The following is a 12,999-nucleotide window of genomic DNA, read 5'->3' on the forward strand; positions in this document are numbered from 1 at the left end:
TTCATGAAGGGAGGACTGTTTCAACAATCAATTTTAATTATGATGCTTATGCTGATTTGTTATAGATATTTAATGAGGCCTGCTTAGATAGACGTTTTTGTTGTTTCGATGTTAATGGAGTATTAGATAGTTTGTTCATAGTCCAAATTCCTTTTACAAATATCCCTGCATCATGAATGAGATTGTATTTGCAACAATCCATCTTCTAATTCAATAAAATTATAGTTGAATATCTGTTAAATAAGGAAATGGGAAAATAAGGAGGTGTTATTCTATTTGGGGTAATCTTATGGCCACTGAGTACACGCGGATTACAAGAAAATATTGGGATTAAATTATCAACATATTGGGTTTTACCTCATATCCAGCCCAAACTGGCAATGAACTCATTAAGTCACCTTAAGTGATACTATTTTATCCAGAACGAACATTATTTCTGATTGATCAATCTCCGCAGTGAAGTCATATTTCTCAGATTGTCTCTTATTAGGAAAATAACTCCTGGCTGGCCTATGTACGTAGCCTAGGTTCTAGGAACAAGTAAGATAGTTTTCGTGCTTTTCTTTTACCCTTAGATGGATACTCTTTCACTGCTTTGATGAACAGATAGTTGACGTTCCTCACTGATTAATTCAATCCATTTTTTAGGTGTAATGTCGTTTTCTATTAATAAGTTGATCGCTGCACTAGGAGCCGGACTTTGTGTAATGGCTAAATAAAAGTAAGCGGTCAATTTGCTTCTGCATAAAGCCCAACCACTTTTTGCGACACATTGTTGCAAATTAGCGAATTCACTTTGCTCTTTTTTGACTAATTGTTGTAGCTTTTGAATCGTTTTAGGGATACATGCATCAAAAAACAACGTGGTGCCTTGTTGGCCCCATTCTTCACTCAATATAATTCTTTTTAAAATGTACATGTCACAAATTTGTTGCTCTTTGGAAATAGGTTTCTCAATTCTATGTGTTACCGGTTGCTCCAGCATGGAATGTGTTCATTGCTGATAATAAGCTCGACCGTAAATTAACATGCCACCCAAAATAAAATCCAAGGCAGTTGGGGCTGCATACCAAAGAGCATTGAAGAAATTGGATTTAATGACGTCTGCTTTGGGGTAGGGGTAGTGATGGTTATTGGCTTTAATGATATGTTTGCGATCGTATTGCATTTTTAAAGATTCATATTTAACCAAGGATTTAGCCTGGTATTGATTCTGACCAATCCTAATCGTTTCTTGCTTCTTCGGTAGTCCTCCATCGACTATTGCTAAATGAAAATTATGATTTAAAACATGTTCATAACCCAGAAAATGACAATCAGGATTTTTAGATAAGGTATTTGCTAAATGTTGCCGCAATGCCTCTCCAACTTTAATATTAGGATCATAAAAATCTGGTTTAAATTAAAAGGAACTATCTTCATAGCGCTGTGATGACATTAGATAAAGATCATCAATAATGGGTTTGGGAACCTTGGGTTGGACTCCTATTGACACAGGCTTTCTAAAGTAGTGTATAGATATCTTTCATTACCAGTTTGGGCTGGATATGCGGGAAACCCCATATTCCATTGTTATTCATTCTTCTTATTATATAAAAATCAACTTGACCTAAAATTAATTATAAAACGTATATACTTATAGAAAAATAATACTAAAAAATAAAAAAAGGCTAAAAAGCATTATGATTCATCACATCAAAGTGAGTATTTATTTATGCATTATTACCTTATTTGTGGTTTTATTAAGCCTTGTTGGTGCTACTATTATTAGTATTAATTACATCGGATTAAATAAAATCCTAAGTTCCAGTGCTCATAGCTCAATTGAACAAACCTCTGAAATAATTAAATCTCATATTTCCGAATATTTACTGCCCCTAAATCACGATCTTATCCAAATTCAATACATGCTAACCAATGGCATCATTGATGATCGAGATGAATTTGAATCCTTTATTTTTAACACTGTTAGTAAAAATCCAGGAATTTCAGCCGCTTATTACGCAACAATACAGGGGGATGTTTATGGAGTTGATCGCCAAGAACCAGGGATAATTGCGGTGGATATTATTACTAATTCAATAAAGCCACCTTATAAAACCCGTTATGAATATAATGACCAAGGATATTTTCTAAAAAAGACAACACTAAGCATCAATTATGATCCTAGAACCCGTCCATGGTATCAAGAAGCAGTTAAAGCGAAGAAATTAGTCTGGACTAATATCTACAGATTCCACTCATTCACTAAAAGCACTGATTTCACATATGGCCTCACTGCAACAATCCCCATTTATGGTGAGCACCACAAGCTAGAAGGTGTATTAGGAATGGATGTAGCAGTTAATAGCATGCAAAAATTCATTAATAAATTGCAAGTGACACCAAACTCAATTATTTATATAACCAATGAAAAGAATCAAGTTATAGCTTATAGAAATCCCAAACAACTATTAGATATTCGTGGAAAAAGGTTAACACCTAAAGATCTGCGATTTAAAATCCCGGTCCCACTTTCTAAACTGGACTCGGACAGCCAGCGAATTCCAGTGACATTCTATGAATATAATAATCAGCAATTCTTTTTAGTGAATCAACCCATTTTTAACGCAAATTCAGAAAAAATTTGGCATATTACGATTATTGTTCCTGCTAGCGATGTTTTAGCACCACTTAGAAACCTAAGTCTTAGAATATTATTTTTGACTGTTTTTATTCTTATTCTAGGTGTTCTGATTGCGCGTCTTGTTTCGCAAAAAATATCCCGTCCGATCATTAAACTCTCTAAAGAGGCTCAAGAAATTACGCAATTAAATCTTGAACCCAAACCTTTACTTAAAACGATGATCAAAGAAATCAGCTACATGGATAAAAGTCTTTCAAATATGCGTTTGAGTCTTGCTTCATTTCAACGCTATGTCCCAAGTTCATTAGTCAAAAAATTATTACATAGTGGAAAAATTGCTAAAGTAGGTGGAGAATACCAAAACATAACTATTCTATTTTCTGATATTAAAGATTTCACTAAACTCGCAGAAGCTACCCCTCCCAAACAACTAATGAATTATCTCTCTGGATATTTTCAATTGATGACAGATACTGTTCTGATTCATCAAGGGATATTAGATAAATATATAGGCGACGCGATTATGGCGCTTTGGAATACTCCTTTGCCTGATGAGCTTCATATTCTTCATGCCTGCCAAACTGCAGTGAGCATGATAGAACAAGTAAAGAAGTTTAATGTTAAAAATCAAAATTGTGATCTCCCTGAGCTTATTTTGAGAATTGGAATTCATTCAGGGGAAGCTATTGTAGGTAATGTTGGCTCAGAAGAGCGACTTAGTTTTACAGCTTTAGGCGATTCAGTGAATTTAACAAGTCGTCTTGAAGCCATTAATAAAGCCTATAACACTCAGATTATTGTCAGTAAAGCCATTTACGAAGAAGCCCAAAGCCACTTTTCTTTTCGTATGCTTGATGAAGTGGCTGTTCGTGGAAAACGAGAAAGTACCACGATTTATGAGCTCATTACTGCCAAAAATATTCAACATCTAAAACAACATATAGTAGAATTCGAGCAAGCCTTTAATCATTACCAAAAAGGCAATTGGGACGAAAGTCTTTGGTTATTTACAAAACTTACTCCAGCCTATCCTGGCGATCAATTAGCGGCACTTTATATTGAACGTTGTCACATATTAATAAAAACACCCCCCGAAGTTTGGGATGGGATATGGCGCGACGAAAAAGAGTTCTAATTTCTTTAAAAGCGGGCAACATTTAACTTATTAAGCTTTTTTGAATGATCTTTCGCATTTTTGACCTGTTTAAAAAATTCACTTGCATTAGAAAAAATCTATTGAATTCAATCCTATTTTCAACAAAATCATCTATACTATTCTATGATTTAACTCACTAAGGATGGACATAACATGTATAAGAAAATCGCTCAAACAGTTTTATTTGCATGCACATTAGTGCTGAGTCCAGTTGTTCTAGCTCACTCCTGTGGTTGTGGTGAAGGATTGAAACATATGGTTAACTCTTTAAAACTTGATGATAGCCAAAAAGCTAAAATCAAACCCATTTTAGAGCAACTTGCCTCAACAATAAAAAATGATGCAAGCCAAATGAAAGATTTGGAGCAACAACTCCAACAACAATCTGAATCAGCCACTATGGATCAAGCAACAGTAGATAGCTTGATTGATAAAAAAACAAAACTTATTGGGGACATGATTAAAGCAAAAGTAACCGCTAAAAATCAAATCTATTCTGTTCTTAATTCGCAACAAAAAACAGAGTTACAAAGCAAAATGAAAAAAATGGAAGAAAAAATGGCAGAAAAATTCAAAAGTTGCCATGATGATGACTAATTAAAATATCAATTCAGGAACAATAAGTATTGTTCCTGAGTTTTAAGCCATTAGGTAATTTAATGTTAGTCAACGAATATATTCGCTGTGATGTACACGCTCTTGCTCAACTCATCAAAAAAAAGAAAATAAGCGCTCGTGAAGTTCTTGATTGCGCATTAATGCGAGCCAATGAGGTTAATCCGTTACTTAATGCCATTGTCCTTAGTTGTCCTGATTTTGCAATGAAATGCCTTAAAAATCTTCGTGGTGACGAACCTTATTATGGAGTTCCTTTATTAGTTAAAGATTTAGGACATCATATTACTGGTGTTCGTAGTACAGAAGGGTCTCGTTTTTTTGCGATGAATAGTGACATATTCACTAGTGATTTAGTAACTAAGCTGATTTCTTTAGGTTTTATTCCTTTTGCAAAAACAAATACACCGGAACTAGGCCTTTCTTATGTTACTGAATCCATTTTACATGGGCCTTGTCGTAATCCCTACGATCTCAATCGAACTTGCGGAGGATCTTCAGGTGGTTCAGCCGCCGCAGTTTCAACAGGTATCGCTCCCATTGCAACCGCAAGTGATGGCGGTGGTTCTATCAGAATCCCTGCTTCATGTTGTGGATTAATAGGCTTTAAACCAACCAATGGACTCACGCCATCGGGGCCTTTAACTAATGAACTATGGTCTGGTATGGCAGTAAATTTTGTCTTAACTCGTTCGCTTAGGGATTCTGAGGCATTATTTCATGAGTTAATAACCCCTCGAAAATTACCAATGCCTTCACCTAAGAAAGTATTAAATATCATTCGATTAGAAGGTGCTTTTTCACCAGTACCAATAGCATCGCCTTATCTGATTGCTATTCATCAAACCGAAGAATTATTAAAAAAATTAGGGCATAGGATTCAAAAACGGAGTTTAGTTTTAGATTTCAAAACGATCGGTGAGTGCGCCCTAACCTTAATAGCAGCAAACACTTTTACAACAATAAAAATCCAAGAAATGCAATTAAAAAGAAAAGTAACCCTTGATGAACTTGAACCCATTACCTGGGATTTTTATCAAAAAGGGCAAGCCATTTCTGCATTTGAATATCTCATTGCTAAAAGAAAATTGTACCAATTATTTCGTCCATTACATCAGTTATTGAGGGAAACAGATGTAATTTTAACGCCTGCCTTAGCCCAACTTCCTTTATTAGTTGGTGAATTAAAAACAGAGGATGAGTTTGCAGATTATTTACAAAAAAATCTTGAGTTTTCTCCATTTACTTCTTTGTTTAATCAAGCTGATTTACCTGCTATGACAATGCCTGTTATGTTTCACAATTATCTCCCAATTTCAATACAGCTTGGTGCTGCTCAAGAAAATGATTTGCTGCTTTACTCACTGGCGAAACAACTGCAATTGATGTTACCGGATTTTAGTCAAGCAATAAACATCACAGCAAATCGTTCCTGATTTAAAAATAATATTTGCGAACCTGTCTAATTTCTTCCAGCCATAACACCACCATCAACATTAATGATTTCTCCAGTTATCCAACTGGCTTTATCGGATAAAAGAAACTCAATTGCATCGGCAACATCGCTCACTTTACCTATCCGCCCAATAGGATGAAATTGATTAAAGTTTTGTAATGTAGACTCAATTTTATCTTCAGCAATAAATGATTTATAAATAGGAGTCATTACTACTGCTGGTGCAACCGCATTAACTCTTATATTATACTCTGCAAGTTCCATAGCTAAATGTTGAGTTAATGAATGAAGCCCTGCTTTTTGTATGGAGTAAGCTGAAGAAGGTGTTGCTTTAACTGCTTGATTGGCCCACATTGACCCTATGTTAACAATTGATCCTCCTCTATTTTTCTTCATATTTTGAACCACAGCCTGAGTAATAAAAAAGAAAGCTTTGTTAATATTTATTTGGCGATCATAATCCATTACCGTATGCTCTAAAAAACTTATAGGCTTGAAACTTCCAGCTGCATTAACAAGATATTTTATTTTACGATCTTCATCATTTATTTTATGAATTAACCTTGATAGATGATCTTCGTTATGCAGATCAACCTCAGAAATTTCCACTCCTACTCTATTTCCATCAATTTCTTCGGCAGCCTTGATAAGCTTTTGCTCATTTCTACCTGTGATTAGTAAATCCATACCATATCCTGAAAGTCTTTTTGCTGTTTCTAATCCCATACCACTTGATCCGCCAACGATAATGGCTAAATCTTTATGTAACATTTTTATTCACCTTATATTTTTGTTCTATCCAATTAATTATTAAGGAGATATAATCGTAAAAAAAGTAAGTACCAATTGGTACTGTAAGAACTTTCAGGTTCAACTTATTGAAATGTCTGAGAAAAAAAAATTAAAGCAAAAAACTCCACCGCTCAAAGCGGCTACTATGGTAGAAACTATTTATGGATGTAAATGGTCTCTCACTCTCTATTCTCTCTTACGAGACGGAATCAATCGCCCTGGGGAAATGGTAAGAAGTGTCGAAGGACTTTCAACAAAAGTTTTAAATCAATGTCTTAGAAAAAATATTGATTTCGGTATTCTTGACAAAAAAACGTATCCCGAAACTCCTCCTAGAGTTGAATATTTTGTAACTTCTTTTGGCGAAAATTTCTTAAAAATCCTCGATAAAATCGAAGAGCTAAATGCCCAAATCAAACCCTAGTTTCCAAAAATTCAATCAACAGCGAATCTAAACAACCTCAAAAATCTAGGGGGCTGCTGATATAGCGTTATCCCCTGCTCGCTTCATCGGACTCCGTCATCCATATTCCTTTCCCTGCTATAACTGGACTTTCGCCTGCAAGATAAGCCAAGTTTCGCTTAGCGCACTATTCTGAGACTGTTATCTTCTTCGCTGTCATTTTTATTGCTTTTCTTGTTGTTTAACTTATTTTCCAATGAATTGTTTTGTTCTTTTACCGCGAGATAATGCAGATAATTCGGGGCAAATAATCCCATTTTGACAAATAGCTTTCCTTGTATTTGCTTTTCTAGTTTTTCTTCCGTATTGTTGTTGATCTCATGAATTTGCGATTCTTTAAAGCGCAATTCTTTCACCTTTAATTTGAGGCCCACTTTTTTATGTCCTATTTGTTGATTAGTCTCCTCGATTTGACACTGCAGGATATTTTCTGTACCTTTAAATCCTTTGGCGCCTTTCAACTCCAAGAGTTCGGATGCTAATGGATCTGTTTCTTCACGAATTTGCAGTTCTTGTTCAATTTTACAATCCAATTGAGCTTTTTTTAATGGTTTATTATTTACTATGCTATCAATAACAGCGCTAAGATTATTGAGCGCCGCACCAATTATAGAAGGGCTCCTCTCGATATCAGTGCATTCTTTTAATAATGTTAATAGATTTTCATTTCTTTTTTTCTTTTCCTCTAATTCACTGATCGAGTTCAATTGACGAACACATTCCTGGGCAATTAAGATAGCCTGATTGTACAGCTTTTCTGCTTCAGAGTAATTTGTAACAGCTTGGGCATCAAGCGTTTTGATTTCATTTAATTCTTTCATGATACATTCATAAAGGGCGAAAGCTATTATTCCAATAACAACCCACATAGCTAAATTTAGGATGGATTTTACCTTCTCTTCGGGTATTCCATCTTTATCGGCAACCATGGCGTAGAAAACCTCAAATAAAGGCATGGAGGTTTTTTTAAGCGTTCCTTCAAATATATTATACGCTACCAAGAATAGTCGACTGTGCTGGATATGTTCTTTGCCCAGCTTGAACACTTCATCTTGTAATGCCCTTGTTGAAGTAAACATTTTAGTAGTTTGTTCATTTGCTTGTTGTTTTGGAGATTCGTTGGCTTTTGGATTTGCACCGACTGCATTTGGTTGTATCTCTGCGCTCCACTCTTTTTGATCAATCTCAGGGGTATATATAAAAAAGTCCTCTTGACTTTTGTCTGTTTTTATTATGTCTTTTTCCGTTGCTTGTTGTTTTGGAGCTTCGTTAGCTTTTGAATTTTCACCGGCTACATTTGATTGTATCTCTGCTCTCCACTCTTTTTGGTCCATCTCAAGAGTATGTTTAAATTCCTCTCGACTTTTATTTGTTTCTATTATGCTGCTTACGATTTTTAGCAAAGTAGCATTGGTGTTGATAACAGTAGACCATTGAGGATATGTAACATTGTCGTAGAAGAAATTATGTATAGGAAAAGAACTTACATGTACCAGCGGTATCTTAGGTGGAGTTAGCACTACACTTTTATGAGGTATCAAATTTTTAGTGGTAAAATCATGCGTATTTTGTATATTTTTTGGTGTGTGAATCTGTTCGGTTTTATATGATGCAGTTGGTCGTGGGTTTTTTTTCATGGCAGTCACTTATTGTGTTAAATTATTTTCTATGTTGTTCAATTTAAGCACATTATAATTATCAACAGATTACATATATATGAATTTAAATTATATGTAGTTACTATATGGAATATCCATGAATACGGCTGAGTTATATGAGTAAGAAAGATAACATTTCTTGATACCAAAGATTTATTGCATGAGCAACCAAGGAGCGTCTCTAAATTTTAGCCGATTGCCCCTAAGTTGCATATAACATAATTATTTTTACTAATGTTTTTGGATATTCAAGTCTTGTGCGCTGGTTTTTTCAGGAATGGCATTCACAGTTGATATATTTTCACTGCCATTTGATGTACTTTGAGTTATTGATTCTTTTGCATGAACAGGTGTTGGAGTAGATTTTTTAGCCTTCTTTTTTTCAGTTTTTGTGTCATGTGCTTTACTCGATTTAGCAGTATCTTTTTTAGTTTTGGCTGTTGTAGCATCTGAAGTGGCTTTTTTTGCAGTTGATGCTGATTTCTTTGTAGCAGCAACTTTTTTGACGGGACTCTTAGATACAGTAGCTGCTTTTTTAGTGCTTTTTTCTGTAGTAGTGAATGCTTCTTGCATCATTTTTTGTTGACTTGGATCAAAATTACGAGAAATATTAAACCAATGATTTTCTAATATATTGAAAGTAGTTCTCATGTAATCAAGCATCATTTGGCTATTTTGGGCAAATAGTTCGATTTGTTTTTCAAAGATCTCTTCTGGTTTTTTTACACTTAATAAATCGAGGGGCTTCATATAAGATAAATTTTGCATCATTTTAACGTTGAGCTCCATCAATTTTTGCATTGGGGTATCAAAGTTATTAAAAATTTTTTGATCAAAAAATTGGTTTTTCATAGCATCTCCTTATGTTGCATTGCACAATTCAAGATTAGTTATTCTCTTTATATTTGTCAAATAAAATTAACTTCTGTTTCAATCTGAAGGTCTCCATACACCATACAATAAACAACTATTTTCCTACTGATGCTCATATAATATATTTATTAATAATTTTATGAAAGTTGATAAATAGAGTTTCTGATCCTTTCAACTGTTTGATCTGACTTGGTTTGCGAAAATAAACCGAATCTACCTGTAATTTGATAATTAACTCCTAATGCAAAAAGATATCCAATTCCTAATAAACTAATTGCAGTAATTATTTCAGCAACTATCCATCTTGAATCACGGTGTTTTTGCAATAGCTTTCTGGATGAATCTATTTTTTTAAAACATTTTCTACGATAAAGAGTAAATAGTGTGGGATCAGGATTTTTAGCAAGTGTTTCTGTATATTGTTTCAATTTCTTTGCTAAATATTCTGCTTTTTTCCCTTCTTGTTTAAATCCTCTATGGATTAACTCGTCGCCCTTTTTAGAAAGTCGCAAGATCAAAGTAACTATTGTTTGAATTTGCTTTTCTATTGCTTCTTCATATTGTCTAAGCTCAATTTTAGACACATGTTGAGCTTTCTTTAATTGATATTTTCTCAGATCCATTTTTAAAAATGATTGTCTCGCTTCTTCCACAGTCCAACGCTCAGCAATATTTTCTTTTAAAAGACCATTCAGACATTGCTTTATTTGCTCTTCATCTTTTTTGAAAAGAGCTATTTGTGGATCTGAAAACAAATCATTATTTGTAGTTTTCTTTTTAATTTCACTCCAAGGAGATTTATGATCTAAATAATAATTTTTATAATTATCGCCCCATAAATAACTTAAAATCCGCCCTACAGCATAGGCATCTGATTTTTGAGTATAGCTTGGAGTACCCCAATAGAGTTCAGGAGGCCTATAAGCAGCTGTACCTACTCTGCGATTTTCTATACGTGCACCTCTTATTGCATTTCCATAATCAATAATGGTTACTTTAGAAGGAGAATCAACGTTTATATTTCCTTCTTTATCAATAGTAATGGAAGACGTCTTACTTAAATCAATTATCATATTGCCTGGTTTTAAATCACGATGAATCAAATCCTTGTCAATTACTTGTTCTGTCACTGCATCAAGGATTGCAAAAGTAATTTCTAGGCGTTTTTCTACAGTAAGGACGGGAATAAAATCAGCACACTTCTTTCGTTTGTTAGGATTAAGCAATGTTTCTAGAGGGATGCCTTTTGCCTGCTTCATTACTAACAAACTTTTATTCCCGTTGTTATGAACAAACACCGGTGGTTTAGCACCTAGATGTCCCACATGGACTAGATTATTATATTCTTGTAGCACTGAATGACTTCGATCATACTCATTATGCTGTTCTATTTTGACTATTCGATTTTTACTCGTTTTTAAAATTGGGTTATTGGCTTCAAACTTAATTGTTCCTAATATGGGGTGAACTACAGCATATCCACCTTGGCCTAAAGGCTCATTACTTAAATCAAATATCTCGAATCGTTCTCCTTCCTTATTTTTACTTCTTTTTCTTCTTAATAGCGATTTAGTAAAGCAAAAAACATATTCAATACCTTGAGTTGTAGTATATTGATAGTCTTGATTTTTGAGACACATATTATCAATGTGTTTACTTTTAAGAAATTCTTGGAGGGCATTTCGCTCAGATTCACCTAAATTTGCTTCATGAATTTGTGTGGGATCAAGATTGATTTTTATCGACATCTATTTTGAAAATATATTTGATCAATGTGTTTTATTGTATATCAATATAATTGATTCGTTAACTTGTTTACTAATAAATGTATTATTTTTCTTAAAAAAGAAATAGCATATTTCCCATCATTTCATGTAGGATGAATGGGGTTTTATTGATTATTTTTTTCAAGGAGAGTACTGTGGGCAAACTAACTGTTGAAGGAATGACTGCCGTTGAAAAAAACAAAAGAGAACGTGCAGACGCTTTAAAGATTTTAACTTCAAAACCCTTTAACCCAAATGATGATGAGCAACAAGCCTCGCTCAGAAAATACACTAATAACTTTGAATACAATGCCAATCTCATGTATCTCTTTCAAGGAATGAGTACAGGGCTTACAGCATGGGGTGGTTCTTGGCTTGTGGGTTTTCTTTTACCCGTTCCTGAATTTGCGAATTATTTTTTAAGTATGTTTCTCTATTGTGGAGCGGCTGGTTATATTCTCCAAAATTTTAGCCTCGATGATTTTCATAATCAGCTTGAGGAAATGAAAACCATTTATAATTGGTGTTTAAAAAACGGACAACAAAAATACGATGGTACAGACAATACTGCAATTCTCACTAATCCTGATATTCAACGATTAATTAAATTAATTGCTCCTTTATGTACTACAGAATTTATGCTGGCATGGAAACAGGTATCAGAGGCCGAACAGCCTAAAAACACCTTTTGGAGTAGTATTTCATCAGCCTATTCATTTTTTACCGCACCAACACCTAGTGTAGATCACAATCGTCTTCTTGATTTAAAAGCTAGCGTAGAAAGACGAGAACTCGATGTAGGTGTTTTTAAAGGGGTTGAAAGTGCCGTTCGTTATTTTGCAACTGATCCTCATTTTAGAGAGCTTTTAATGGCTAAAGTGAAACAGCCAGTAGAACAAGTCAGAGGTATGCTCCCTTCTGTATTAAGTTTGAATTACTCCAAAGCTGACTAGTCAAGATATCATGAGGCGAAGCGTCATTTAACTTTCGCTTCATCTCCATTATTTTTTAACTATTTGATTTGACATTGGTTTTTTATCATGTAGAATCCTCCGCCTTTTATAGGAGTCTAAAATAATGGGGAATACCTCTTCGTTTGAAAAATCGATTGAAAACCAAGAAGCATATGTAAAGAAGCGAATGAACGATCCTGATATGGGTCATTTAAAACATGGTTTTTTTAAGAATGATGGCCACGAAAAATATTCTAATCGCCAGATAAAAGGTTATCTGCGCCAAGAATTTAACAATGCACGTAGGCCAGACTCCTATGTTTCAGATCATGATCTACATGAGTCAAAGAAATACAGAATGTCTTAAAGAATATAGAAATCAATTTATTTATTGCCTACACATGAATGCTGAAAAGTAAAAAAAAGCACTCAGAACATCCGAATTAAAAAGAGAGTTTCATAAATTTTCCAGTTCGTAACCTGAAAGTGAGAGGCCGGGTTCTAACAACAAAGTTAGAACCTTACTCCGAGAGCGATTCAAAGCATTTCTTCATCGTAATAGGTCACCCCTAATAAACTTTAAAGAAGTTTATTAGGAGAACTGATCCTCTTTATATTCTAACCAAAGCTACCGCCAAAAG

General features: G+C 34.3%; 10 protein-coding genes and 1 pseudogene. 6 read left to right on the forward strand and 5 right to left on the reverse strand.

Annotated features, from left to right (window positions below; translation table 11 throughout):
- Positions 1-571: 571 nt before the first annotated feature.
- A pseudogene (locus tag Lsan_RS12285) lies at positions 572-1,396 on the reverse strand (lpg2912 family Dot/Icm T4SS effector); the annotation flags it as partial.
- 286 nt (positions 1,397-1,682) lie between these two features.
- Between Lsan_RS12285 and Lsan_RS12290 the strand changes: the two are divergent.
- From Lsan_RS12290 to Lsan_RS12300, 3 genes are all read left to right on the forward strand, one after another.
- Positions 1,683-3,761: an adenylate/guanylate cyclase domain-containing protein gene (locus Lsan_RS12290; protein WP_058514536.1), complete on the forward strand. Its 2,079-nt coding sequence runs from the start codon at positions 1,683-1,685 to the stop codon at positions 3,759-3,761.
- A gap of 174 nt (positions 3,762-3,935) precedes the next feature.
- Positions 3,936-4,379, forward strand: coding sequence for a Spy/CpxP family protein refolding chaperone (locus Lsan_RS12295; protein ID WP_058514537.1), 444 nt, complete (start codon positions 3,936-3,938; stop codon positions 4,377-4,379).
- Between the two features lie 62 nt (positions 4,380-4,441).
- Positions 4,442-5,833 carry an amidase gene (locus tag Lsan_RS12300; RefSeq protein ID WP_058514538.1) on the forward strand — a complete coding sequence of 464 codons (1,392 nt, stop codon included), beginning with the start codon at positions 4,442-4,444 and terminating at the stop codon, positions 5,831-5,833.
- A 26-nt stretch (positions 5,834-5,859) separates the two neighbouring features.
- On the opposite strand, the gene Lsan_RS12305 is transcribed toward Lsan_RS12300, so the two are convergent.
- Complete coding sequence (locus Lsan_RS12305; RefSeq protein ID WP_058514539.1) at positions 5,860-6,624, reverse strand: SDR family NAD(P)-dependent oxidoreductase; 765 nt, start codon at positions 6,622-6,624, stop codon at positions 5,860-5,862.
- Between the two features lie 112 nt (positions 6,625-6,736).
- Here Lsan_RS12305 and Lsan_RS12310 point away from each other — a divergent pair, with 112 nt between their 5' ends.
- On the forward strand, positions 6,737-7,069 hold the full coding sequence (locus tag Lsan_RS12310) for a winged helix-turn-helix transcriptional regulator (protein WP_058514540.1): 333 nt from the start codon (positions 6,737-6,739) through the stop codon (positions 7,067-7,069).
- A 158-nt stretch (positions 7,070-7,227) separates the two neighbouring features.
- Here the strand turns inward: Lsan_RS12310 and Lsan_RS12315 are convergent, their stop codons facing one another.
- The 3 genes from Lsan_RS12315 to legK1 all read right to left on the reverse strand — a co-directional run bounded on the left by Lsan_RS12315 (position 7,228) and on the right by legK1 (position 11,387).
- Positions 7,228-8,745: a hypothetical protein gene (locus Lsan_RS12315; RefSeq protein ID WP_058514541.1), complete on the reverse strand. Its 1,518-nt coding sequence runs from the start codon at positions 8,743-8,745 to the stop codon at positions 7,228-7,230.
- 252 nt (positions 8,746-8,997) lie between these two features.
- The gene (locus Lsan_RS12320; RefSeq protein WP_058514542.1) at positions 8,998-9,618 is read right to left on the reverse strand and encodes a hypothetical protein; all 621 of its coding nucleotides are present in this window, start codon (positions 9,616-9,618) and stop codon (positions 8,998-9,000) included.
- Positions 9,619-9,776: 158 nt separating this feature from the next.
- Complete coding sequence (gene legK1 / locus Lsan_RS12325) at positions 9,777-11,387, reverse strand: Dot/Icm T4SS effector kinase LegK1 (protein WP_058514543.1); 1,611 nt, start codon at positions 11,385-11,387, stop codon at positions 9,777-9,779.
- A gap of 173 nt (positions 11,388-11,560) precedes the next feature.
- On the opposite strand from legK1, the gene Lsan_RS12330 reads away from it, so the two are divergent.
- Together Lsan_RS12330 and Lsan_RS12335 are read left to right on the forward strand one after the other, a co-directional pair.
- On the forward strand, positions 11,561-12,358 hold the full coding sequence (locus Lsan_RS12330; RefSeq protein WP_058514544.1) for a hypothetical protein: 798 nt from the start codon (positions 11,561-11,563) through the stop codon (positions 12,356-12,358).
- 124 nt (positions 12,359-12,482) lie between these two features.
- Positions 12,483-12,725, forward strand: a complete 243-nt coding sequence (locus Lsan_RS12335) for a hypothetical protein (RefSeq protein ID WP_058514545.1) — start codon at positions 12,483-12,485, stop codon at positions 12,723-12,725.
- Positions 12,726-12,999 lie beyond the last annotated feature (274 nt).

This window comes from Legionella santicrucis, from assembly GCF_001468135.1.
GTDB lineage: Bacteria > Pseudomonadota > Gammaproteobacteria > Legionellales > Legionellaceae > Legionella > Legionella santicrucis.